Source organism: Leptolyngbya sp. 7M (genome assembly GCF_018128485.1).
In genome coordinates, this window is the sequence record NZ_CP070897.1 from 2689930 (window position 1) to 2713031 (window position 23102).

The 23102-nt window shown below is 49.8% G+C and carries 22 protein-coding genes and 1 pseudogene; 9 read left to right on the plus strand and 14 right to left on the minus strand.

What is annotated here, in order from left to right; genetic code table 11:
• Nucleotides 1–10: 10 nt before the first annotated feature.
• On the plus strand, nucleotides 11–1690 hold the full coding sequence (gene bshC / locus JVX88_RS13060) for a bacillithiol biosynthesis cysteine-adding enzyme BshC (protein ID WP_211627697.1): 1680 nt from the start codon (nucleotides 11–13) through the stop codon (nucleotides 1688–1690).
• A 2-nt stretch (nucleotides 1691–1692) separates the two neighbouring features.
• Entirely contained in the window at nucleotides 1693–1899 is a 207-nt protein-coding gene (locus JVX88_RS13065) for an ATP-binding protein (RefSeq protein WP_211627698.1), read from the plus strand.
• Between the two features lie 352 nt (nucleotides 1900–2251).
• Here the strand turns inward: JVX88_RS13065 and JVX88_RS13070 are convergent, their stop codons facing one another.
• The 5 genes and pseudogenes from JVX88_RS13070 to JVX88_RS44075 all read right to left on the minus strand — a co-directional run bounded on the left by JVX88_RS13070 (nucleotide 2252) and on the right by JVX88_RS44075 (nucleotide 3554).
• Nucleotides 2252–2692, minus strand: coding sequence for a type II toxin-antitoxin system VapC family toxin (locus tag JVX88_RS13070; RefSeq protein ID WP_211627699.1), 441 nt, complete (start codon nucleotides 2690–2692; stop codon nucleotides 2252–2254).
• Nucleotides 2680–2919, minus strand: coding sequence for a hypothetical protein (locus JVX88_RS13075; RefSeq protein ID WP_211627700.1), 240 nt, complete (start codon nucleotides 2917–2919; stop codon nucleotides 2680–2682). Before JVX88_RS13075 ends, JVX88_RS13070 begins: the two co-directional genes overlap by 13 nt.
• Before the next feature lie 30 nt (nucleotides 2920–2949).
• Nucleotides 2950–3315, minus strand: coding sequence for a WD40 repeat domain-containing protein (locus JVX88_RS13080; protein WP_211628689.1), 366 nt, complete (start codon nucleotides 3313–3315; stop codon nucleotides 2950–2952).
• A 33-nt stretch (nucleotides 3316–3348) separates the two neighbouring features.
• Nucleotides 3349–3462: pseudogene (locus tag JVX88_RS44070) on the minus strand (hypothetical protein); the annotation flags it as partial.
• The gene (locus JVX88_RS44075; RefSeq protein WP_410503760.1) at nucleotides 3429–3554 is read right to left on the minus strand and encodes a WD40 repeat domain-containing protein; all 126 of its coding nucleotides are present in this window, start codon (nucleotides 3552–3554) and stop codon (nucleotides 3429–3431) included. The gene JVX88_RS44075 and the pseudogene JVX88_RS44070, both read right to left, overlap by 34 nt.
• 68 nt (nucleotides 3555–3622) lie before the next feature.
• Here JVX88_RS44075 and JVX88_RS13090 point away from each other — a divergent pair, with 68 nt between their 5' ends.
• Both JVX88_RS13090 and JVX88_RS13095 read left to right on the plus strand, forming a co-directional pair.
• The gene (locus JVX88_RS13090) at nucleotides 3623–4684 is read left to right on the plus strand and encodes an IS4 family transposase (protein ID WP_211628690.1); all 1062 of its coding nucleotides are present in this window, start codon (nucleotides 3623–3625) and stop codon (nucleotides 4682–4684) included.
• A gap of 103 nt (nucleotides 4685–4787) precedes the next feature.
• Nucleotides 4788–5795, plus strand: a complete 1008-nt coding sequence (locus JVX88_RS13095) for a YeiH family protein (protein WP_225931400.1) — start codon at nucleotides 4788–4790, stop codon at nucleotides 5793–5795.
• On the opposite strand, the gene JVX88_RS13100 is transcribed toward JVX88_RS13095, so the two are convergent.
• From JVX88_RS13100 to JVX88_RS13125, 6 genes are all read right to left on the minus strand, one after another.
• Nucleotides 5727–6206, minus strand: coding sequence for a hypothetical protein (locus tag JVX88_RS13100; protein ID WP_317134629.1), 480 nt, complete (start codon nucleotides 6204–6206; stop codon nucleotides 5727–5729). The two genes, JVX88_RS13095 and JVX88_RS13100, sit on opposite strands and share 69 nt — an antisense overlap.
• A 69-nt stretch (nucleotides 6207–6275) precedes the next feature.
• Nucleotides 6276–8006 carry an ABC-F family ATP-binding cassette domain-containing protein gene (locus JVX88_RS13105; RefSeq protein ID WP_211627702.1) on the minus strand — a complete coding sequence of 577 codons (1731 nt, stop codon included), beginning with the start codon at nucleotides 8004–8006 and terminating at the stop codon, nucleotides 6276–6278.
• A gap of 1494 nt (nucleotides 8007–9500) precedes the next feature.
• Entirely contained in the window at nucleotides 9501–13085 is a 3585-nt protein-coding gene (locus JVX88_RS13110) for a HEAT repeat domain-containing protein (RefSeq protein WP_211627703.1), read from the minus strand.
• A 390-nt stretch (nucleotides 13086–13475) separates the two neighbouring features.
• On the minus strand, nucleotides 13476–14612 hold the full coding sequence (locus JVX88_RS13115; RefSeq protein WP_211627704.1) for a hypothetical protein: 1137 nt from the start codon (nucleotides 14610–14612) through the stop codon (nucleotides 13476–13478).
• A 32-nt stretch (nucleotides 14613–14644) separates the two neighbouring features.
• On the minus strand, nucleotides 14645–15439 hold the full coding sequence (locus JVX88_RS13120) for a hypothetical protein (RefSeq protein WP_211627705.1): 795 nt from the start codon (nucleotides 15437–15439) through the stop codon (nucleotides 14645–14647).
• A 184-nt stretch (nucleotides 15440–15623) separates the two neighbouring features.
• Nucleotides 15624–16490 (minus strand): lytic transglycosylase domain-containing protein, encoded by an 867-nt coding sequence (locus tag JVX88_RS13125; protein WP_211627706.1) that lies wholly within the window; start codon nucleotides 16488–16490, stop codon nucleotides 15624–15626.
• Between the two features lie 140 nt (nucleotides 16491–16630).
• Here JVX88_RS13125 and JVX88_RS13130 point away from each other — a divergent pair, with 140 nt between their 5' ends.
• The 3 genes from JVX88_RS13130 (at nucleotide 16631) to JVX88_RS13140 (ending at nucleotide 18347) form a co-directional block, all read left to right on the plus strand.
• Complete coding sequence (locus tag JVX88_RS13130; RefSeq protein WP_211627707.1) at nucleotides 16631–16972, plus strand: hypothetical protein; 342 nt, start codon at nucleotides 16631–16633, stop codon at nucleotides 16970–16972.
• Nucleotides 16973–16982: 10 nt separating this feature from the next.
• Nucleotides 16983–17309 (plus strand): hypothetical protein, encoded by a 327-nt coding sequence (locus tag JVX88_RS13135; RefSeq protein ID WP_211627708.1) that lies wholly within the window; start codon nucleotides 16983–16985, stop codon nucleotides 17307–17309.
• A 96-nt stretch (nucleotides 17310–17405) separates the two neighbouring features.
• Nucleotides 17406–18347 (plus strand): response regulator, encoded by a 942-nt coding sequence (locus tag JVX88_RS13140; protein ID WP_211627709.1) that lies wholly within the window; start codon nucleotides 17406–17408, stop codon nucleotides 18345–18347.
• A gap of 6 nt (nucleotides 18348–18353) precedes the next feature.
• Here the strand turns inward: JVX88_RS13140 and JVX88_RS13145 are convergent, their stop codons facing one another.
• The 3 genes from JVX88_RS13145 to gatB are packed head-to-tail and all read right to left on the minus strand — an operon-like array spanning nucleotide 18354 to nucleotide 21275.
• On the minus strand, nucleotides 18354–19103 hold the full coding sequence (locus tag JVX88_RS13145) for an SDR family oxidoreductase (RefSeq protein ID WP_211627710.1): 750 nt from the start codon (nucleotides 19101–19103) through the stop codon (nucleotides 18354–18356).
• A gap of 14 nt (nucleotides 19104–19117) precedes the next feature.
• Nucleotides 19118–20092, minus strand: coding sequence for a hypothetical protein (locus JVX88_RS13150; RefSeq protein WP_211627711.1), 975 nt, complete (start codon nucleotides 20090–20092; stop codon nucleotides 19118–19120).
• A 13-nt stretch (nucleotides 20093–20105) separates the two neighbouring features.
• The gene (gene gatB / locus JVX88_RS13155; protein WP_211627712.1) at nucleotides 20106–21275 is read right to left on the minus strand and encodes an Asp-tRNA(Asn)/Glu-tRNA(Gln) amidotransferase subunit GatB; all 1170 of its coding nucleotides are present in this window, start codon (nucleotides 21273–21275) and stop codon (nucleotides 20106–20108) included.
• Nucleotides 21276–21417: 142 nt separating this feature from the next.
• Between gatB and ychF the strand changes: the two genes are divergently transcribed.
• On the plus strand, nucleotides 21418–22521 hold the full coding sequence (gene ychF / locus JVX88_RS13160) for a redox-regulated ATPase YchF (RefSeq protein WP_410503784.1): 1104 nt from the start codon (nucleotides 21418–21420) through the stop codon (nucleotides 22519–22521).
• A 68-nt stretch (nucleotides 22522–22589) separates the two neighbouring features.
• Nucleotides 22590–23027: a hypothetical protein gene (locus JVX88_RS13165; protein ID WP_211627714.1), complete on the plus strand. Its 438-nt coding sequence runs from the start codon at nucleotides 22590–22592 to the stop codon at nucleotides 23025–23027.
• The last annotated feature ends 75 nt before the right edge of the window (nucleotides 23028–23102 follow it).

Consider the following 23102-nt stretch of genomic DNA (forward strand, 5'->3'; position numbering starts at 1 on the left):
TGGATATCGAATGAACGAAGGTGCCTGCCGCACGATCGGCCAAAACGCGGATCAAATTCATCAGCAGATCCCATTCTCAAAGATTCCGGGGCAATCTCGAATATTTCTAGACTATCTTTCCTCGGGCGGAAACACCTCAGAGTTTTTTCCCACAGATGTGGCCTCGCTCGATCGGATTTCTTCGTTTGCTCGTGAAGTTCTCGACCGGTTCCCTGCCCATCGCGCGGAGCTATGCGATATTTTAGTGGATCAAAATCGACGATTCGGTTCGAGCCAAGCAGCATTGTCAAACATTGATCGTCTTCGCGATGTTGATTGTGTGGCTGTTTTGACCGGACAACAGGCCGGCATCTTCGGTGGGCCGCTTTATATGCTTTACAAAGCCCTGACGGCAATCAAGATCGCTGCGGCTTTGGAACAGCAAGGGATAAAGGCCGTTCCCGTCTTCTGGGCTGCAACGGAAGACCACGACTTTGACGAGATAAGCATTGCCCACGGAATAACAGAAAAAGGTGAGTTATTTGAAACAAAGATAGATGTTGATCCTGCTGACGCGGGTAGATCAGTTGGGAATATCCCAATTCCTACAGAGTTTAAAAAGGTCGTTGCCGAACATTTATCACGACTTGGCCAAACTGCATTTTCTCCGGCGATTGAAAAGATCATAGCCGAGTGCTGGCAACCGGGACGAACTTATGGGGATGCCTTTTGTCGTTTCGTGGCCGATCTTCTTTCGGATCTCGGACTTATTATTGTTGAACCTTTGGATAAACGCCTCCGAACTCTTGCTTCGCCGATCATCGAAAGAACGGTCGAGAAAATTGATAAAATTATTACTTCGCTGTTGCAACGAAATGAATCTCTAACTGCGGCAGGCTATCATTCTCAGGTTCTGGTCACTAAAGGATCAGTGCCTTTTTTCATATTTGACGAGGAGGGACATCGCCGCGGCCTTAAGCGAGAGGAAAGCGGTATGTTTCGTCTCGCGGGCTCTAAAGAGAACATCACATCCGATCAATTGCTCAAGATCGCATCTGAGCAGCCGGAAATTTTCAGTCCGAACGCATTGCTTCGACCGGTAGTGCAGGATAGTCTTTTCCCGACAGTCTGCTATGTCGGCGGCGCCGCTGAGATCGCCTACTTTGCGCAGAACAGTGTTATCTATCAACTACTCGACCGTCCCACAACACCTATATTTCACCGACAGAGTCTGACTCTTATCGAGTCCAGGCATCTGCGCGCTATCCAACGATATGGCATCGAGTTTTGCGATCTCTTCGACGGATATGACCAGATGATGCAAAAGCTTATAGCGACATTTGTCAATCCGCTGGCTTCGCAACGGTTCATTGAGGCCGAAGATAAAATTAACTACGAACTCGATCGGTTAGACTCTGAAATAGCTAAGATCGACCCAACGCTGTCCGCCAATCTGGCTAATCGTCGCCGAAAGATCAATTACCATATCCATGCTCTTCAGAAAAAGTTTTACCGTGTCCAAGGCGAGAAGGATAAGACACTCGACCGCAGGCTACGTGCACTTTTCTCTGAACTTTATCCCAAGAACGGTCTTCAGGAACGCACTTTGGGCATAGATACATTCATAAACCGGCATGGATTGGCGTTAATAACCGAAATATACTCCAGCATCAATGTTGAAGGGCGCGACCATTTATTCCTCCATATTTGATTATGAACAAGATCAGGGTCTTGCCAGACACGCTTGCGAATCAGATCGCCGCCGGTGAGGTGGTCGAGCGGCCTGCATCCGTGGTCAAGGAATTGATCGAAAATTCGATCGATGCCGGAGCTGGCAGGATCAGGGTAGAGATCGAACTTGGCGGGCGCCGGCTTATGCTGGTATCGGACGATGGCGAAGGAATGGGTCGGGACCGCTGACTAAAATTGAGAGCAAACGCTTCATGATCGATCCCCCACTTGGCGATTAGGAGCGCCATTGGAAGCAGGAATCCCCGAACCAATTGAACTAATCAATAAACTGCAAATTACCACTAGGACCATAGAAACCTGGAGTTTGAGTGGGCTGCTTTCGTAAGATACCACTTGTTGTCATCTAACAGGCACCACTTTCCCATTTACGGCTATATTTGCCTGCGGGTTGAAAACGCATTGAGCACAAAACCATCTTAATTTTCTTCTCGATAAACCTTTCGCGTACAGCGAAGCTGGCTCTGCTGCGCTTAAGCCTTTAACTTCAGTGATGTTCAGATTTTCGTAGGGATAACCGCGTTTATGCATTCAAGACCTCCTTCAGTACGACAATTGATAATCCTGTAGCAGTTCGCAAATCCGCATCATTGGTCAGGAATAAGGTATGTCTGATACCTAGAGCAGTCGCGGCATGAATCGCATCCGGAGTTTTGAGATTGTTAGTAGCCCTTAATTGAGCAGCTAACCTCAGGATAGATTCACGGATAGGGAAAAGTGTTACCTGAAAGGAAAGAAACTGCTCGTAAGCGTTAATTAGAACAGTGTTATTTGTCCTCAACGGAATAACAAGACATTCCCAAAGCAACAGTTCACTATTAATGAGTTGAACGCTTCCTGCTTGAAGTTTCTCCCAAACAGGTATGAGAAGCGGCCAATAATCGGGATGGCGTTCAATGCTGTAGATGACAGGAGCGGTATCAAGGTAAATGATCGCATCGTCAGGCACATTTAGCTGTCCCATGCCTCTTTCTCCCTCTGTAGATCGCGATCAATTTCTTCAGGGGTTCTGAATGGCCCTTGCCGATGAACTTCTTCAAAAAATGCTAGGACATTTTGTTTTGAAATTTGCGGTTTTTCAGGCAGCAGAACAATCACTTCGACATCTTCGCCAATCTCACCTTCAGGAATCTGGATCTCAATTCTGTTTCCAGGCAAAACTTTTGTTGTAATCCTTAATGCTGGTTGCATACTTGTCTCCTAGTTTTACGTTTTTTATTTTCAATCTTCCACCGCCCCCAACGCTTTTAACGAGGCTTTCTCTGCTGCGGTTAAGCCTTTGACCCCAGTGATGTTCATACCTTCGTAGGGACGATCGACTTTGAGAGTCTTAAGACAATCACCTGTATGAACGTTCCAAAGCTTTATTGTATTATCCGCGCTATCACTGGCAATAGTGTTCTCATCATAGCTAATAGCAACTGAAAATATATAGCTTGTATGCCCTTGAAAGAGCCGTAAGCATTGTCCAGTTTTAGCATCCCAGAGTTGTAAAACGCCGTCTGAACTGCCAGTGACAACAGTTTGATCATTCGGGCTGAATACGATTGACGATATACGGTAATTAAGTTCTTCAAAGGTATTCAAACATTGACCAGTGGCAGTACACCATAGTTTCACTCTTCTATCATTACTACCACTAGCAAGAAACTTGCTGGTTGAGCTAATTGAAATTGATCTGACCGAAGAGTTATGCCCCTCTAGTATCTGTAAACATTTCTTTGTGGTAACAATCTTATTTTTGTATCTGCACTAGCACTTGCAAGAATCTTTTCATTAGGGCTAAAGCAGATAGAATGTATAGCTTTTGTCTTAGTACCGGACAAAAGCTTGCAAAAGGAGTAGGAATGAGGGTTTCATGAGAATTACCACATTCTTGAGCCACGAAACCCTCATGCATCAGGTTACTCTAATTCGTAATACTTTGCAGCCCCATCTAGGCTGGCATGGTGCTAGAGTCGCTTTTCTCGCACTCTTCCTAGTCGCGCTTTTCCGGGTCAGAACCGTTAACTTTGCTGAACTTGCTGTGGCTTTTGTGGGCAAAGCCAAAACCGAGTCAAATCTTAAACGCCTCCATCGCTTTTTTGCTGACTTTGAGCTGAACTATCTCACCATTGCCAAGCTGGTCGTGGCCCTCATGGGCATCCCTCAACCTTGGACGCTCTCTATTGACCGTACTACCTGGGAGTATGGCGACTGCTGCCACAATATCCTGATGCTGGGCGTTGTCTACAAAGGTGTCTCTTTCCCTTTGTTTTGGTGGATGCTGGATAAAAAGGGCAACTCTAATACTGATGAGCGCATTGACCTATTGGGCGAGTTCTTCTTGGCCTTCCCAGCAGTGGAGGTCGCAGACTTGAGCGCAGACCGAGAGTTTCTAGGAGAGGAGTGGTTTGAGTATCTGCTGGAGCATTCCAAGCTGTCCTTCCGCATCCGCATCCGCGAGAGTGACAAACTTGACGATGGCAAGAAGTGTCTCAAGGCCAAGGTAGTGTTCTCGACCTTGGGGATAGGGGAGCAGGTGGTGTTGAGCAAGCCCCGTAAACTGTGGGGACATTGGCTGTATGTGGCAGCCTTGCGACTCGAAAGTGGAGATTTGCTGATAGTGGTCAGCAACCGTCAAGCTAAGCGAGCGATTGCAGATTATGGCAAAAGGTGGTCAATAGAAACGTTGTTTGGCTGCTTAAAGACCAGAGGGTTTTGTTTAGAATCGACGCATCTGGTCGAGCCAGAGCGATTGTCACGGATGATAGCGCTGTTAACGATAGGGTTGTGTTGGGCGTTCAGGACAGGGGAATGGTTGGCAGCAGAGAAGCCGATAGAGGTGAAGAAGCATGGGCGAAAAGCCAGAAGTATATTTCGCTATGGACTTGACTACCTTCGCAGGGTGCTATTGAACTTAGAAGAGCATGAAACTAAGCTATTGCAAGCTTTACAGTTTTTGTCCAGTACTTAACTGGCAACCAAACCTCGTTCTGAACAATTCCATAGGAATCGACATGAAAATGTTATTCAGGTCAAACCTGAGACGATCACTGTTCCCTACAATTCTTCTCAACTTGAGAAATCAGACGATTGCCCTGCTTCCGGGTCTGATGCTAACGGCATTAATTGCTGCTTTTTCCTTGTCGATCGAACATACACTCAAGCTTACCTTTCTCAATCCATTACTGATTGCCGTTTTTCTAGGCATGGCAATTCAAAATTGTTTTGGTATTCCCACCTATTTCCGCCCTGGAATCCACTTCTCCATGAAACGAATTCTGCGGCTAGCGGTGATCTTGCTGGGTCTCAAACTCAGTTTGACTGAGGTGTTGGCGGTTGGTCCAGTCGGATTGATGATTGTGATTTCTAGCAGCGTCAGTACCTTTTACTTAACCTGCTGGTTGGGGCGATGTCTGCACATCAACCGTAAATTAACCCACCTGATTGCTGCTGGAACTTCGATTTGTGGTGCCTCAGCCGTGGTGGCTACCAACTCCGTAATAGACAGTTCCGAGGAAGATATGGCCTATGCCATCACCACTATTACCGGATTTGGCACCTGTGCTATGCTGCTATACCCCTGGGTTCCTGCCTTATTTCAAATCAGTCCCCAAGCTTTTGGGATTTGGTGCGGAGCCTCGATTCATGAAGTAGCGCAAGTAATTGCCGCAGGATTTCAAAACGGGATCGTCAGCGGCGAATTCGCCACAATTACAAAGTTATCACGGGTATTGCTCCTGATTCCGATCGTTGGTTTCCTGGGTTGGGAGAATCAATATTCCAGCTTGCATTCTAATAAGACAAATCGGTCTAACGTCCCTGTTCCCTGGTTTGTCGTATTTTTTGGTTTATTAGTATGCGTTAATAGTCTCAATCTTGTATCTGAAAGTATAAAATCTCTTATACTTTCAGTTAATCAATTTCTTCTCTGTCTGTCGCTTGCTGCTATGGGACTAGAGACAACGTTGAATCGACTAGCAAAAATTGGCCTTAAGCCTATCTATCTGGCAGCCCTATCCTGGCTCTTTCTCTCTCTTTCCAGTCTGCTGATGACTAGGGTGGGAGTGAACGCCGCCTTCTGAACACAGCCCGATTAGATGCAGCTTGCCATTCCGTTGTCGCACTTCCTGGCAGATCTGTAACAGGGCCGAGTTACTCAGTAGGGTGCCATCTTCTACGGCGTCAGTAATGCGCACCAGTTCTTGCGGCACAACTCGCCCTGCGCCGAGGTTGAGGTGGCCCACCTCCGAGTTGCCCATTTGCCCCTCTGGTAAGCCCACACTTTTAGCGGAGGCTCGGATGAGGGTCTTAGGATAAGCAGCCCAGAGGCTATCCATGACGGGGGTATTGGCAACCGCAATGGCATTACCGTTGGTTTCCTCTCGATAACCCCATCCATCCAAGATGATCAGTACGACCGGAGAAATTGGCACCTGTGCCATATGTTGAGTAGCCCTTCGATTCAGCAATTTCTCAGCAATAATATCATTCAAACTTTCGATTTGAGTACTTCAAAACCGAAGTATTAATACCAAAACTGATTAATCTTTTCTATCGCTTTACTAAGATGAAACTTTTATCTTTCTAGTTTCCTGTTTTTGCTTTTGCTTCTCTCGTTGCTTGGCTTTCTTCTCAGCAGCTTTGGCACGTTTTTCTGCCTCAATTGCTTCTAGCCTAACCCGCTCTTTTTCCTCTTCAACTTTTTCGAGGAAATAGTGATAGTCGCCGCGATAGAGCCACAGTTCTCCATCTCGAATTTCAACAATTTTATTGGCAACCTGGGAAATAAAATAGCGGTCATGGGATACCACAATAGCGGTGCCGTCATAATTCTGTAAAGCCTCTTCCAGCATCTCTTTGGCCGGAATATCTAAATGGTTGGTTGGCTCGTCGAGAATCAGAAAATTGGCTGGACGCAGCAGCATTTTGGCCAGTGCTAAACGAGCCTTTTCGCCACCGCTGAGGGTACTAACTGTTTTGAAAACGGTATCTTCGCTGAACAAAAATCTTCCTAGTAACGTGCGAACTTCTTCGTTCTTCCAATCAGGAACTTCGTCATGGATAGTTGCCATAACGGTTTTTGTTAAATCCAAAGCTTCGGCTTGATTCTGTTCAAAATAGCCGGGGATTACGTTATGATCCCCTAACTTAACCACGCCTTCAGTCGGCGTTTCGATCCCCATGATCAGCCGCAGCAGGGTGGACTTACCGGCTCCATTCGGCCCCACAATGGCAATCCGATCCCCGCGCTCGATCAACAGGTTCGCACCCAGAAACAAAATATTATCGTCGTAGATATGGGTCAGATCCTTGATTTGAACCACCTCTCGACCACTGCGGGGAGAAGGCGGAAACTGAAACCGGAGGGCTTTAACGCTGCCAATTGGCGCATCAATGCGTTCGATTTTTTCTAGCTGCTTTTCACGGCTTTTCGCTTGGGTGCTGCGAGTCGCGCTGGCTCGAAACCGATCGACAAAAGCTTGCTGCTTTTCCAACTCCTTTTGTTGACGCTCGTAGGCGCTGAGCTGAGCAGCTTGGTTTTCGGCCTTTTGCTCCAGATAAGCGCTGTAGTTTCCTAGGTAGGTAGTGGAGATACCCCGCTCAGTTTCCACAATTTGGGTGCAGAGCCGGTCCAGAAACTCTCGGTCATGGGAAACAATCACCATCGGCGTGCTGAGTCCCTTCAGGTAGGTTTCCAGCCATTCGATGGTTTCTAGATCCAGATGGTTGGTGGGTTCGTCCAGCAGCAGTAGATCGGGTGATTGCAGCAGAATTTTGCCCAGGCCCATCCGGATCTGCCAGCCGCCACTAAACGACTCTACCAAGCGATCCCCGTCGTCTAGGCTAAAGCCCAATTCGGGCAAAATCTTTTCGATCCGCGCTTCTAGACCATAGCCATCGAGTGCTTCAAACTGACGTTGCAACCGGTCGAGTTGATGGATCAGGTCATCTAATTCCTCTGGAGCCGCAGACTGCATTTGGTGCTGCACCTGTGCTAAGCCTTCATGCACTTCGTTTGCCGCTTTAAAGGCCCGCCACAGTTCATCCCGCACTGTGCGCTGGGGATCAACATCAAACTCCTGGGACAGATAGGCAATATTTAAGCTACTGGGTCGAATCACCTCACCCGACGAAGGCTCTTCGTCGCCGGTAATGATTTTGAGTTGGGTAGACTTCCCGGCCCCATTCACGCCCACCAGGCCAATTCGGTCGCCGGGTTTTACCTCCCAGTTGACATCCTTGAGCACCTCACCTGTCGGGTAAATTTTACTAATGTGTTCTAGCCGCAGCATGAAGTCACCTTGAACGCCAGTAAGTGTGAGCCTGAATTAGTGAAACGGTCAGTAATCAGTCGAAGAACCAGAATCACTTGAAAAACCAGATGAAGCCGAAACTCTGCCAGCCAGAATCGGGGTAGGAGCAATCTGAGTCTACCAGTTCAACCGTAACAAAAATTTAATCATCTTCTCCAGACCCAGAGCGGCTGAAGGAATGTAAAGAAAAATAACAGCTTCTCATAACAGCAGAGCTTGAGCTGCTCAAAGCAGCCCTGAGCGGCAAGTGGTGTGGGTTGATGGATTGGAGAAGATGTCTCGGAGAATCAGCGTTTGGGAGATCAAGCCTGGGAAGCCAGACCTGGGACAGCAGACCTGGGAAAGCAGACCTGGGAAAGCAGACTTGGGACAGACGTTGGTTACAGAGCTATGCTGATTTCATGATCGAGGCACAAGGTTAAGAGAATGCAAAGCCGAGATGCAAAATTTTCCGGATTAAGCCTAGTTCGCTGCGTATGATCTGGTCAGATGCGAATCAAACGTAAGCCCGGTCTAACATAGGTTCGGTTAAACCAGATTTGGTTAGATTCCAGTCTAGTCAAACTGCTACTTAGATAGCGCTCTAGACAGCCTTAGCAGTCCTCAAGTCCAGCGGCCCCAAGACTGAGTCACTGTCCTATCTGGCTGCAATCCTGATTTTTCTCTTGCTTTCTGCTTCTAACTCTTTCCCCCAGGGATTTGTCTCCAGAGAATGGATCGGTACCCCGACCTGTAATTTTACGGAACTGAAAGTTAATGTTTCCGTGAAGATACTGACCTACTCAGTAATTTCTACCTTTTGCCTTAGCCCCAGTTTGATCGAAACATTTAGATACATTCCTTAAACCAGCGCGTTTCTCAGTTCCTCAGTTGTGACTAGCCATTGTGACTGCTCATGACTGCGGCGAGGACGTTCAATCAACCATCTACACTATCTACTTCAGCTATTTTTAGCTACTTCATCCATAAGATACGCCAGATACGCCATTACTGCCATCAGGGTGCAAGGAGGGAATGCGGTGAGTCAATCGCTGCGGCAGGGATTAATTTGGGTCAATTCAATTGAAGAGGCAGCAGAGATCAGTCGGGCATTGGTAGAAAACGGTTGTGCTCTGGGCTGGCAATGGGTTGATTCATTCGAAACGCTTTCCCTAGCCCTAGCGAATCAAAAATGGGACCTGCTGATTACATTTGATTCCCTTCCCACTCAGCAAACATCGGCCCTGACGGAACTCTTGCAGCAGGTAGGAAGCTTACCAGTATTAGTGTTGCCTAGTCGTCAAATTGCCACTCCAGAGTTAATCACATTAGTAAAATCAACCCTGAACGTGACAACTCCCATGGATTCCAAAGCGGCAAATTTAACGGCTTTAATCGAGCACACGCTGGATGCGGTTTGGTCGGTCAATCACCAGTACGAATTAATTGTCTGGAACTCGGCCTGCCAACAGCAATTTGCGAAAGCGTATAACCTCAACTTGTGCCCTGGCCTAAATTTGATAACCTGTTTGCCGGTGGCACAACAGCCCCGCTGGAAAGACTGTTATGATCGCGCCTTGGCCGGAGAGCGATTTGCGATCGAGCTGCATTTTGATGTGCCTGATTTACCGGCAGATCAGAATATCTTGGCCGGTGAATCCTGGGTCCGGACTCGGGGCCATATTCGTTTATATGGTCAGGACTGCTGTAATCTAGGTCGCCAAGCAGGAATCGATTGACCGTCGGTATATAAACGATCGGCATCTTTTCGCTATCTTCACCCAGGTCGATCGCGTATTCACGGCCGGTCTGAAGATTCAAACGCACTAGCGTCGGCGAGTAATATTGGTTGTATTTAGTAACGACAGTCCAGCGTCCGTTCTCAGAAATGACCGGTTCTTCATAATGGCCGCTCTTGATCTTTGTAATCCGCCCTGCCTGCACACGATAAAGTCCTTCTTCGTCGGCGCGTATCTCGAGCGCGCCGGCAACTGATTTCCAGCGTTCAAAGCGGGCTGGCACGCTCAGCGTGTCTCTAAATGGAGGCAATCCGACATCAGTTGGAGCGGCAACCGATGACGTTAATCCGCTGTCGGCAAATCCAAACCAGCCAAGGCCCTCAAACTGCCGCTTTCGGATCATCTCGGTCCTTATTTGCCACGGCGTAGGGGCGTCGTCCGAAGGCTCGTCTGGTTTATCATCTTCTTCGATGGCGGAGGTCATTTTTGCCAGCTCGTTTTCGATCTCCTTGTCAACACGTTCGCGGACAGACCTATTCATAACAAAAATGCGGATGTCATCGCCCTTCTTCCAAACGGTTTCGACGCTGAGGCCCTCATTGGCGTACAGAACCTCCAGCCCGGGAAGTTCCTTTGATGCTTCGTATTTAAGGGAAAGCTTACCTTCTGCCAATTGGGCGAAATACTGATCCAGCCCTTTGAAGAATTCGGGCATTCTGTTGGCCTTGACGAAAACCCGGCGCCCGCCCTGGCGTCCCAGCATCAGCAGCTGGCGTGATTCACATCCGATCGGGCAGGCAAGGAACGGCGGCAGTTCATCAACGCGATATCGCGTCAGGTAGTTCCTGAGATGATCGAATTCTTCCTGCGTTATCGCACGTTCTCGATACCTGGACGCATCTTCTTGAACCGCGAAAGTTATGCGGTCCGCATAGATCCGGAGATAGTAGGCCCCGTAGTTGTAAACACCGAGAAGTTTCTCGTCATCAAGTACTTCTTTTCGGAGTTTTTCCTCGACCGAAGAGAAATCCTCGGCGGCCGCTGCGGAGCTCGCATAGTAAGAAGAAGCGTAATAGGGGCTGACTGATGAAAATACACGATTCAATGCATCGGTCCATGGATTACCGACGGGTTTAGAAGCGAATAACGTGGTAGCACCGGTGATCCGTGCGCTATTCGGATACAGGGCGTATATCGCCGTCCTTGCTTCTTTTGAGTCCTCCGACTCAAGGTATCGCTCTGCCGCTTCGGCAAGACGCTTATCCGATGACTTCAGCAAAGGTGCTACCTGACTGACCGATAACGGCAAACGCAGCAAGCGTGCGCAGGCAAGCATAGCGGTTACGGCGACCCGGTTATCGCCCGAAAGAAGCGAGGCCATTTCATTCGTGTCCTCAAGCAAACAGCCGGCTATCCCGATACCCATCGCACTGCCCGAACGAAGGTCATAAATGTCGCTAGGCTGCTGCTCTCGAATCACAGCACGTTCGCCGAGCAGCTTTAGGATCTCGTTCCCATCAGCGATCCCGTTCTTAAGATCACGAAGATGAAATGAGTATATTGCGGGTCCTTTCCAACCCAGCGTAAGCTGCTGCATCGCACTTGCGACCTTTGGTTCGGGCCTTCTGAGAGTCCCAACCCGGTCCACCACTGCACGAACAAGCTCCTCGCTTACGGATTCCATCTGCGACAGATGGAGTCCTAACATCACTCTAAGACCAGATTCGCCAGACAATTCCGGAGGCACGGAAAACGACCCCGCACTGGCATTAGTATTGGCAGAATGGAACGAACTAACCGGCAGGTCCAATAGCTCGGCATTTCGTGCTGCGGCTTCGATCCCTGTAACCTGCTCTTCTATAGTGAAACCACCGGAAGCATAGAGGGCTCTCAGGACGGTTCCCTGCTCCCAATCCTCGGTTGTGTTCAACAGTCTGCGTAATGCCGGGATCGCGCGGGCATCCGCCTGTTTTACGAGTGCCGCCAATGCTGAATATCTGAACGGGAAGCGGTCGTAGTCTTCGTCATCATCCGCAACCGCTGGATTCACGGCATTTACATTCGCCGCCGAAGACGTTGTCCTTGCCGAGTTAGCCACCGTATTAGCCGCCATTGTGGCCGTGCCCATGATCCCGCCGGAACTCTGCCGCTTTTGTTCATTCAACAGGTGGATAAGCCCCGGCACGCTATCCGGTACCTTCAATTCGGTGAGCGCCCGTACCACCTCTCCGCGGCCATCATTTTCAGGAATGTTTACCCAATCAGGATCGGTCAGCCATGGAAGCAGGGCACGGATAGCCTCCTCATTCCTTTCATATCGCAAACTAACAAGCAGATTGCGTGCAGCGGCATTGCGGGTGGTCTTGTCGCCGCCGGCGACAAGTTCTATCATTCGGTCGCGATATTTATCCGGTGGCGAAACTTGAATTATTGTAGAAAGGCCCGTATAAGTGCTTCCGTTTATTCTTAGGTCAGCAAGTGTTTCGTCCCCAAGCAGCGAAAAATACCATTCATCGCGGCCGGGCCATTCAGCTTCGCCGACAAGCGCATCCAAGGCAAGATCACGCATTGCCGGGGTCGCGTTTCGGTCCTCAACGACTGCTTTCAGCTCATCCCGATATCGATCTGCATCCGAGATCGAGCTTCCAGAAAGCGCATTCCGATAAAGTGCCCACGCTGCGCCAACGCGCACAACGCCATTCGTATCCATATACGCACGTTCAACTATAGGCTTTGCGCGTTCCCAATCTTGCCTCGCAAGAGCAAGCATTTCCCAGTGGTTCCGGACATATTCCCCGGTCGGTCCATACCTGGCAGCCTTCGCCTCAAGCTCGTCTATAAATCGAGAACTGTTATATGTAAGCCAGTTTCTGACTTGCAATAGGTCATCCGGATCTGACTCTCCGCTGCGGATCGCCGCGTCATATGCATCGCTGACGATACGGGTGCCCTCAGCATCATTCCGGAATACGTTCATCATTCTAAATGCCGTATCGTGATCCTTTCGTGCCTCGCCCAATAATCTGGCCATTACTCGCGGCGATGGCTTTGGGAAAAACGCTAGTTCGTTAGTGGTCGCGGAGAGATACTGCCGCTCCCAATAATCAAGCAGATCGTCGATCGGAGCATTCTCTGCGGGCGGACGCTTAGGATCGTAAAATTCAGGCGCCCTGATTCCGCCTGAAAGCGTAACCGCCGGATTGGGCGGCGGCGGCGCCGGAAGATTCAAAAGAAAATCGATGGCGTCGGGTTCGGATGCCGAAGTGGAGTAACCCAGAAAAACCGAAGCGATCACCAACAAACCGAAACACAGCGAAACAGCAGAAAGAGTTCGCTTCATTCTAAGCACCTCCGAACTATGTTATCTGAACCTGCCCTTTGATAACTGATATTGGCTGAAATTGCAACAACATTCGTCAAGATAACTAATCGCAGATCTGACGCCGCTCAACTGGATAATGGCATAAAGAAAAATCAAACGAATACCTGGCCGAACGGCGCTAAACCATTCGGATCGGTACGATCTGTCACATCATTTTTGGTGTAAATGTAACGACCAAACCTCTGGAGATTTGCACTCACACTCGAGGCAATCAAAAAAAGAGACCGCCCGTTAAGACAGTCTCCAGCGAGGAAAAATGCCTGAGTATTTATGGTCAACGAGTTACCAACTTGCCCTCAACGTCAAGTATCACGACCTCCCCTAGGTTCAGTTCGCGAATTCCGGCCTCTATCTTCGAAAGATCTCCGACGAGCAACAGGGACGTTCCGACTCGATATATTGAGCATCCAGCGGGGTCGTTTGAATGCTGTTCCCGCCCGCATCAACTGTTTGTACCTGAAGTTCGGGCGAACCGGGAACAAGTCTCAGGTTCGATGCGGTAACATTGCGTATCGCGAAAACGACGAGCCGCGTTTCCGAATCGAGTTCATTGATACGCGAGGCAGCTAGTTCAAGGCCTTGCTGAGGCTTTGACCATGCACCCAGGTTCTTTTTTGGATCTCGTATGGCCTCGGCAAGCTTCTTGTTGGCAAGGGATGATATTGCGGATTCGGACATTTTCCGTCCCCTCTTCTCCTTTGTTCCTCCTGCTCGGTTCAAGTTCGCATAGGCCGACTGGATCGGATGCTCGACGGAAGCAAGCGTTTCTGGAACCTTTTCGTTTTCCGGCACAGGGCTAGAACCGACCAGTTTCGAGACGGCTCTTGAACTCAATGGTGGTGCAGCAGGGTTTTCGCCGCCGAGATCGTAAGCCAGCCCTGCGGTTCTTCTTGCTAAGATCACAGCCTCGCGGTCATATGTGATAACACATCGGTGAGCGTTCTTTCTCACATCGGCGACTGGTATGAACTCAAGTATCAGCACAAGCCCGGACCGCATCTGAAGGCTTATCGCGGCAGCTGTCGAGCCGTCACGCGAAGGCAGGAATGATTCTCCCGGATAGACGGTGATCGACCGGTCGGTCTCTTTTGTCGGGGAATGAAAGACTGAAGCAAATTTCGGATTACCTTCGTGGATGTAATAAATGCCGTCCGCCGCCGGGAATTCAATGATCGAAACCGCGTTCTGCGCCAGCCCGAGGCGTATTACGGTTGGCTGTTTGGGATTGACCGTCACGCTGGCCTCGCCCGACAGATAATCGGGTTCGGCCAGATTGACGATCTCGACCGGAGCCGCTTGCGGAGACAGGAGTTGCTTAGCAGGAGCTTCGACAGCCGGCTTGGGGAAAAGTCTAGGTTTGTTCGTTCTGATCGCCTTTTGTTTACCTACAGTAGGACGTGACTGAGCCGCTGATGTTGACCATCCGCAAAAGATGATCGCCGGAAGTAGTGCGGCAAGTGCGAGTTTCGAAAGTTGAATGTTCATAAGATTGTTAAGCGTTTATTCCATTTGAAAGATCATTGATTCTGTTCTGGATCCGCCGAAGTTGACATAGTCTCCTGCTCGGCTTCATCCGCGATGAGTGTAATTGGGGAGACGGATTTACCGTTCACGGGCTCAACCCTGAACCGCAGGATCGTGAATCCGGTTCTGAGATTGTTGTCGTTCCTTACCGGCGAAGACGGGCTGTCCTTGAGCAGGAACTTGCACTTAAGCTGCACCGATTCTTCGACGTCCTGCCCGGCGGCCTTTCGGCGTATCTTTCGAATACCGATAGCTCGGAGCACATAAGGATCGTTCTCATCAACGGTCAGGTCCTGGAGTTCCCATGACGAGTTGACGCTTTCGACCTTTTCGGCCGCCAGCACGCCGTTCTGTTTAAGACGTCCCGCCATTGCGATCGAGAGATCCGGATCGAGCATTCGCAAAAGCTTGTTCACCTGTGCTTCGCGGGTGGACTGCTCGACTTCATACAACGCGGTCAGGAATTCTTTTACGAGATACTTCTTATCCGTGTTTGTCGTCGTATCGGGCGCGATACTTACCGTCTCCGTCGAACCGTAGTCGCGATTGTTGAGTTCAATGACTCGCCCCGACGACTTATCGATCACGATCCGATCAGCTTTTCTTAATGAAAGGAATATATTGATCCCGACGCTAAGAGTGAGGATGATCAGAAGGACCCATACCGCTTTGAAAAGCGATGAGATCGTCAATATGTCTTCGGGATCGCGAGCTAAATAAAGCGGCGAACGGGAAATATCTGCCGCACTATCAGATACGTTTGATTCGAGGGTTTTGTCTTTCATCATTATTTCAGGCGGCGTTTAATGTGGTCGCCCCGCGTTTTGTCTTTTTTGCAAAAGCAATGCCAGAGCGAGATCGGAGAAAATTACGGGCTTTCGCGTTGATCCTGCCTTCGTCTGGAGTGAAATCAAGCCGACTGGTGCGGCATCAAGCCAGCGAGAATCAAGAATGAACCAGGTATTGCTCTATTCAGGGTTTGCTGATTCCGGCGAAAGTCGACCTCGCTTTCTGAGAAGGAAGGCCTCGAACCTCGGGTGATATTATGACCGGCCCGCCCCGGTCGATCGGCCGCAAGTTGTCTTGCCCGCCGTTATCGACGAGAAAACGGCTGCCTGTGCGAGGATCATAGAGTACTGTCATTGCCGGTGTACTCGCGGTATCGTTTTCATCTGAAGCATCTTTCTTCAGTGGTTTTGTTCGACTAGTCGCGTAGGTCTCGATCTCGGTTTCATTCCAAACTCCGCGAAGCCGGCCTTGCTGCTTTAGCCAGCGATGTACCTTTACGCCATGCGAAATATAGTTGATCGTTTCGCGATAGGGCGGAACTCCGCCCGGCGTTCGTCGTCCCGTAGAATTTATCAGCTTGTCTTTTGAACGGATCGTCCTGCCGTGAAGATACGCTAAAACAGTGCCTTCGCCTGCATTATAGGCAGCAAGAACAGACTCCAGTTGCCAGTTGAAAAGTCCACCAAGATACTTCACATACCTTGCCGCCGCATAGATCGAGGCTTTCGGCTCATACGGATCTGCAAGTCCAAACCGCGAGGCAGTTGCCGGTATGAACTGCATCAACCCCTGTGCGTTTTTAGGACTCGTCAGCCACGGCCGGAATCGCGTCTCGTTATAGGCAATGGCCCACAGGATAAGCGGATCGACGCCCTCTTTTCGCGCGGCATCGGCTATCGTCCGCTCGAATAGTGCGGCTCGTGAAAATACATCCATCTTCGAAAGAGATGTCCTTGTGTATGTCGAGCGGGATTGAGATGAGATCGCAAGCGGACATATGAGAAGTCCGAACAGCAGAAGAACAGCAACGATGTGATTTTGTTTTCGCATGAAGCGGGGCGTTCGCAAGCGATGTGCCAACACACTCTTCACGTAAACGGCACGAGCCTTGCAGAGCGTGTCGAGTCATTGACGGTCACTAGGTTTATGACGAGGGGCCGTCAAGAGAACTTATTTCTGCGAGGACAAGTATGAAGAAACTGATCAAAACGATAAGAACGGCAGTTACCGGATTCGCACCGGTTGCCGCGATGCTGCTGTTTTCAACCGCGTTGTTTGCCCAGGGGCCGATCTTTACCGGCGATGCGAGCAACCTCTCGAACATCATCCGTGAAGCACTAAAACTGATGGCAATAATTCTCTTTTGCCTTGGTGCGGTTGGTGTCGCATGGGCCATCTACAACAAGATGACCGGGAAGGAATGGGGAAACCAGGCCTTCGGTTCCCTTCTCTCGTTCGCCTTCGGAACTATCGTAGCCGTCTTCTGGCAGCTTGCTCAGGGTCGTGCAGTTGGAATCGATACAAATTTCTAAAGGAGGACACATGAGACGACGAGCGACACGGCCTAATGTCTTTCGCGGCCTAAAGAGATTCGGGGTTTACTCGACCGACTGGAAGTACATCCTCATCCCGACCGGGGTGGCATATCTGCTTCCGTTCGTGTTCGGCCTTTGGTTCGGATACGTGCCGCTTGGGTTTCCCCTTGGTTTATTTACGTTCCTGGTATTGCTTGGAACCCTCAACTACTTACGCCTGAGCAAACCCGAGTGCTGGCTGTCTCACAAGTTCGATGCCGAGACGGACAGGCGAGCAGCATTTCGGGCTCCTCTGAATTCGGAATTGGAAACAACAGACTGGATTCGCGACTAAGGAAACAAAACAAATGGATACAGCAAATCTTTCTTTCGCACAGGTTGCGACAACTCTTTTCGGCAGTTTTCTGTTTTCAAAGCCGGTATCGGATCATTGGGCGGTACGATCGATGTAGAAACCACGCCGCAGCTCGGCACTCGATTCGTTATCAACCTTCCCTTGCGTCCTTTGACGCTCGCGGTCGCAGTTGTAGAAGTGACCGGTAATAAGGTCGGGATCCCGGCTGGCTTCATAAGTGAGGTGGTCAGTTCATCTGACTACGACATTCGGCTTCGCGAGGGCGAATTGAGATTCATATCACTTCTTAAAGACATTCCGGCTCTGGATCTTTCAAATGCCGGCAGCACCGATTACGATCAAAAAGCCATAGAGGAAAGAACAGCACTCATTGCCTTGATCCGGGATGAGGAATGGGCGCTGATCGTTGACAGATATCTAGGAACTGAGGAGATGTTCATCGATCTCGCAGAATTGCGAACCGGAGATTCGGATACGCTTTTTGCTACTGCGCATCCCTCGAACGGCTCAACCCTTCCAATTGTGAACATTGACTCGATCATCCGCACACGCGATATTACCCAAATAGTGCAGGGTCGGGGACTGGAGACATATTCGGATCGCTCCACAGATATTCTTATAGTTGACGATAGCCCTAGCGCGCGCCGAAAACTTATATCGGCACTCTCGAATTCAGAATGGAGTCTTAAGGAAGCCTGCAACGGCCAGGAGGCAGTGAAGCTTTTGGAGGGCGGCCTGACCCCGCGGTTGATCCTGTCAGATGTAGAGATGCCTGAACTTAATGGGTTTGAGCTCACAAGCTGGCTGCGGGCATCCGATCGATTCTCTGTGGTCCCGATCGTGATCGTCTCATCTCGTGCCGATGAAAAACATCGTTCCTTTGCCTCAAAGATCGGAGCAAATCGCTATCTGGTCAAGCCCTTCGAGACAGAGGAATTGAAGAAGATCATTAGGGATCTGATTTCTCGCGTTCAACCGGGCGTGGTCGAGTACGAGATTGATGAAGAGAAGTTCTAATGATGGTCAGAAGCGGCGCGGTGGCTTAGAAGGTCGGATCTCAACTTTACTCGGCAAAGCACGTTCTGGCATTTGTAAAAGATCTATGACGACCCGCGCGATATCCGCGGGCTGCAGCTGCCACATTTTCTCTTGATTCGGCACATCGCCGCCGAATGCAGTATTTACGCTGCCCGGACAGATATAACTGACCTTGATATTATCGTGACGAACCTCTTGCATCAGCGCCTCGGTAAATCCATTAAGAGCAAATTTCGAGGCATTGTAAGCTGCCATCTTCGGATGGGCATTCTGCCCCGCAAGGGAGGAAATGTTGATAATATATCCGCCACCGCGCTCTTTCATTAAAGGAATGGCATATCGACACGCGTAGAAAACGCCAAAGAGATTTGTCTCCAAAGTTTGCCTAAACTCTTCACCGGACATCTCATCTACCGTCTTCCCAAAGTATCCGACGCCGGCATTGTTTATTAGGATATCCAGACCGCCCATCCTTCTTGAGCTTTCATCAAGCAACATCCGCACCTGGTCCTCACTACGGACATCGCATAGTTCTGATTCGAGCAACCCATGAACGGCAAGACGTTCGGAAGCGTCCTTAAGGTCACGCTTGTTGCGGCCACAGATCATCACGCGTGAACCTTCACCTAATAGGCTTTCCGCTATCGCGAAGCCTATACCTTTAGTGCCGCCCGTTACGACAGCAACTTTATCCGTCAGCTCCATAGGAATTCTGTTGAACCGTATGATTCCCAAACCGCTTGCGTGCGTTAGCGGATATCGGACATTTTTTCATTTCTGGTAAAATTGATAAGCGGGCTTTTCTTTCGGGCAAGTTCTTTCCAAACAATGGTAAGGCTGCCGTTCGCATCCTCCCGAACAACACGGAACGCAATGAGGACGTCGTATCGTTTATCCTGCCTGATCAGCCAGAAGCCTTCAAGCTCCTTGATGTTGGGGTCCTTTTCAGGGTCGATCCTTGATTCAAGATTGTTCTCGTTCCTGTAGGCAACGATCCTGAGGGCATAGGTCGTTCCAAGATTTGCATCAACATTGTTGCTGTATGTCCGCCCTCCGGCCTGAATGCCCGAAACCATCTCTTTCACTTGGTCTGAGGCTCCTCGGTGTGTCACTTTAGGCTCAAAGGAATTTAGGAACTCGACTCCTTGGGTATGAAGTCCAACGCTCTCAATTGGCATACTGCCAAGTTCCGTCATTATCAACAATGAAAAAAATCCATCAGCAAAGAATGAGCCGTTAATATAATGAATATCAGGTGTTGACGAACCTGGTCTGAACGTGTTGCTCGAACCGCCCGGGACGTGGTCTTGACAGTGGCCATCAACCCTTACTACTCTCCATTCATCGCACTCTGAAGCAGGAAAGATCCGGAATATCCCGGTTCGCGGCTGTTTTAAAAAGTCTTTATACTCTGCTTTTACATCCGGCGAAGGCTCCATCATTTGGGCAAAGCGTCGGCGATCCTTCTCGCTGATCTCAAAGCGATCGTTCGAGAGGCCAGACGTATCAGCCCGTGCTGTCTGCTCCATCCTGCGCATCTCCGAGATCCGCTGACCTTCGAGTGTGCGCTGGATCTGAACTTGCCGATATGAATCTTGATCGGGATTCCCGGCAGCTCTTCTTAGAGCTGGAGGGAGGCTCTGAGTTTGTGAAATGACAGTTGGAGGATCAAAGGCTACTATACTATACAAAAGCACGCCTGCTGCAGTGAACGACCTTAACATTGGATTACCCCCCTCAAAGCTTCAGCTTTGTTTGAAGAAGATCTCGTACGATCTGCGGATTGGCTTTACCTTCAGAGGCCTTCATAACCTGGCCTACAAAAAAACCAAACAATTTATCATTTCCGTTCCTGTAAGCGGTTACCTGATTCTCGTTATTTTCTATTACTTCGTCAACAAATTTTTCGATCGCGGCAGGATCGGAGATCTGTTCCATCCCCTTTTCAGCGATCACTTCTGCTGCAGGTTTACCCGTTGCGAACATCTCGGAAAAAACCTCTTTAGCCTGATTGTTATTGATCTTTCCCTGTTCGACAGTAACTATGAGTTCGGCGAGGTCCTCAGCCGTTGTTAGGCTTTCCGCCGCGGTCTTACCTGAATTGTTCAATTCTCGCGTAAACTCGCCGAGTACCCAATTTGCAGCAAGCTTCGGATTTGCTGAGATACGGGCAGCGGTCTCAAAATACTCAGCAAGGCCGCGATCTCCCACCAATTGTGAGGCATCTGAATAATTCAACCCGTATGTCGCTATGAATCGATCGCGCATCGTGTCCGGAAGTTCCGGCATCGCAGCCTTTACACGATCAATGAACTCGACCGACACTTCCAAGGGCTGAAGATCGGGCTCGGGAAAATAGCGATAATCATGAGCGTCCTCTTTTGACCTCATGATCCTTGTTTCTTGTTTTTGCTCATCCCAAAGGCGGGTTTCCTGACTAACTCCTTCACCCGATTCGTGTGCTGCGATCTGGCGTTCGATCTCAAACTCGATCGCTTTCTGCATGAACCGCACAGAATTCAAGTTCTTTAGTTCGACTTTGTTATTAAAACCTGTCTCGCCGATCCTTCGCACCGAAACATTGGCCTCACATCGGAGATTTCCCTTCTCCATATCGGCATCGCTGGCCCCGACCCACTGCAATACCCGGCGGACATGATTCACATAATCATATGCCTGCCATGATGTGCGGAAGTCTGGCTTTGTAACTATTTCACCAAGCGGCGTTCCGGCACGATTCAGATCAATATAAGAATACTTGTCGGTATCGGGAAGGCCTTCGTGCACATTCTTCCCGGCATCTTCTTCCAAGTGCATCCGCTCAATGCCGATGGTCATCGGCTTCCATTCTTTCGCGTGCCCGTGATCATCCCGTTCGGCGGTCATAGCAGCTTTCGCCCGCGGCATAAGTCTGACTCCTCCTTGATGGAATGCTCACTCAAGGCTAGGCATTGTCCTCGCCTTTTTTGTACGGCAGATTTTAGTTTCTGTATGTTCCTTGTAGAATCTAAGATTTGTCGTCCGGCTTAAAACGCGGACGGATGTGAAAATTATGCTCAAAGCCGGTATAGTCGGATTGCCGAACGTCGGGAAATCCACACTTTTTAATGCACTGACCGCACAGGAAGCCGCGCTTGCGGCCAATTATCCTTTTGCGACTATCGAGCCGAACGTTGGCGTCGTGGCCGTTCCGGATGAACGCTTGGCTGTTTTGCAAAAATTGCACAAGGCGCAAAAGGTCGTTCCCGCAACGGTTGAATTCGTTGACATTGCCGGTCTGGTTCGCGGAGCTTCAAAAGGGGAAGGTCTCGGCAATCAGTTCCTCGCAAATATCCGTGAAACGCACGCGGTGATCCAGGTCGTACGATGTTTTGAGGACGAGAACATTGTCCACGTAGAAGGCTCTGTCGATCCTGTTCGCGACATTGAGACGATACAGATCGAGCTTGCTCTTGCCGACCTTGCGTCTATTGAAAAGCGCAGAGACAAGGCCGGACGTTCCGCAAAATCCGGCGATAAAGAGGCCACCCGCGAACTCGATATCATCGAAAAGTTGCTGCCCGTGCTTGAAGAAGGACGCCCTGTTCGTTCGGCATCGCTTTCGGATGAGGATCGGGAGATAGTGAATAAGTGGTTCTTGCTGACAACAAAGCCTACCATCTATGCCGCAAACGTTGATGAGACCACACTCGCCGATCCGGCTTCGGATCCACACGTGCAGAAAGTAATGCAGCACGCTGCCAAGGAGAATGCCGATATCGTGCCGATCTGTGCAAAACTTGAGGCGGAGCTTGTGGCCCTTGACGAAACCGAGCGCAGCGAATATCTAAAAGATCTCGGACTTGAATCGAGCGGCGTAGATAAAATGATCAAGGCCGCTTACCATATGCTCGGCCTTATGAGCTTTTTGACCGCCGGCGAGAAGGAAGTTCGGGCATGGACTATCCCGATCGGGACGAAAGCTCCTCAAGCAGCAGGTGAGATACACACCGACATCGAACGTGGATTTATTCGTGCTGAGATCGTCTCTTATGAAGACCTTGTCGCGTCCGGCTCACGAAAGGCAGCCGCTGAAAAAGGCCTCGCCCGCTTGGAAGGCAAAGAGTACATTATGCAGGAAGGCGACGTCGTCGATTTTCGGTTCAATGTATGACAATATGATGATATACTTGTTTCTTGGTTCGGGGCCTCATATTTCACAGCACTGATGGGATCGTCGCCATGTTTGAAGCCCGCACAATAGCATTAAAGCTTGTCTCGATCTTTTTGATCGCGTTCGTTTGTTTGAACGGAATCGGTGCACTTTGTGTGGCGTATTGTCAAGCATTTGAAAGCGAGCAGCAAGCCACTGCCCCTCACTGCCCGAGGGGTGAGGCAATGGAAATTCACAGAGAAGCCTCGACCGAAGATCTCTCATCATCATTTGCAGCACACAGCGAGCGCTTGGACTGTTGTCCGCTCACGGTCACGTTTGTTTCCGCCCCATCAGTATCGAAATTCGAGATCCAACCTATATCCTTCGTTCTGGCGTCTGCACCATCGCCTACACAAAGTCCAGAAATTAGCCGCCGGTCATTATATTTCGGAAGGGTTTTATATCGTGGCCCTCCGCTCGACCGTCGCGTAGAAAGAATAAAGCTCCGCGTGCTCCTGATCTAGACCTTCCCTTCTAAGCTTTTTTGGATGGCCGCCTTGGCGGCTTTTGGGATTCGTTTATATCGCCTGGCACAATAC

What these genes read in the sequence shown, in the direction of transcription:
- bshC (WP_211627697.1), top strand. Translation starts at nt 11, where the DNA reads ATGAACGAAGGTGCCTGCCGCACGATCGGCCAAAACGCGGATCAAATT.
- JVX88_RS13120 (WP_211627705.1), bottom strand. Translation starts at nt 15,439, where the DNA reads ATGATGAAAGACAAAACCCTCGAATCAAACGTATCTGATAGTGCGGCA.
- JVX88_RS13150 (WP_211627711.1), bottom strand. Translation starts at nt 20,092, where the DNA reads ATGTTAAGGTCGTTCACTGCAGCAGGCGTGCTTTTGTATAGTATAGTA.
- JVX88_RS13110 (WP_211627703.1), bottom strand. Translation starts at nt 13,085, where the DNA reads ATGAAGCGAACTCTTTCTGCTGTTTCGCTGTGTTTCGGTTTGTTGGTG.
- JVX88_RS13115 (WP_211627704.1), bottom strand. Translation starts at nt 14,612, where the DNA reads ATGAACATTCAACTTTCGAAACTCGCACTTGCCGCACTACTTCCGGCG.
- gatB (WP_211627712.1), bottom strand. Translation starts at nt 21,275, where the DNA reads ATGCCGCGGGCGAAAGCTGCTATGACCGCCGAACGGGATGATCACGGG.
- JVX88_RS13125 (WP_211627706.1), bottom strand. Translation starts at nt 16,490, where the DNA reads ATGCGAAAACAAAATCACATCGTTGCTGTTCTTCTGCTGTTCGGACTT.
- JVX88_RS13105 (WP_211627702.1), bottom strand. Translation starts at nt 8,006, where the DNA reads ATGCTGCGGCTAGAACACATTAGTAAAATTTACCCGACAGGTGAGGTG.
- JVX88_RS13090 (WP_211628690.1), top strand. Translation starts at nt 3,623, where the DNA reads ATGCATCAGGTTACTCTAATTCGTAATACTTTGCAGCCCCATCTAGGC.
- JVX88_RS13165 (WP_211627714.1), top strand. Translation starts at nt 22,590, where the DNA reads ATGTTTGAAGCCCGCACAATAGCATTAAAGCTTGTCTCGATCTTTTTG.
- JVX88_RS13135 (WP_211627708.1), top strand. Translation starts at nt 16,983, where the DNA reads ATGAGACGACGAGCGACACGGCCTAATGTCTTTCGCGGCCTAAAGAGA.
- JVX88_RS13070 (WP_211627699.1), bottom strand. Translation starts at nt 2,692, where the DNA reads ATGGGACAGCTAAATGTGCCTGACGATGCGATCATTTACCTTGATACC.
- JVX88_RS13065 (WP_211627698.1), top strand. Translation starts at nt 1,693, where the DNA reads ATGAACAAGATCAGGGTCTTGCCAGACACGCTTGCGAATCAGATCGCC.
- JVX88_RS13130 (WP_211627707.1), top strand. Translation starts at nt 16,631, where the DNA reads ATGAAGAAACTGATCAAAACGATAAGAACGGCAGTTACCGGATTCGCA.
- JVX88_RS13075 (WP_211627700.1), bottom strand. Translation starts at nt 2,919, where the DNA reads ATGCAACCAGCATTAAGGATTACAACAAAAGTTTTGCCTGGAAACAGA.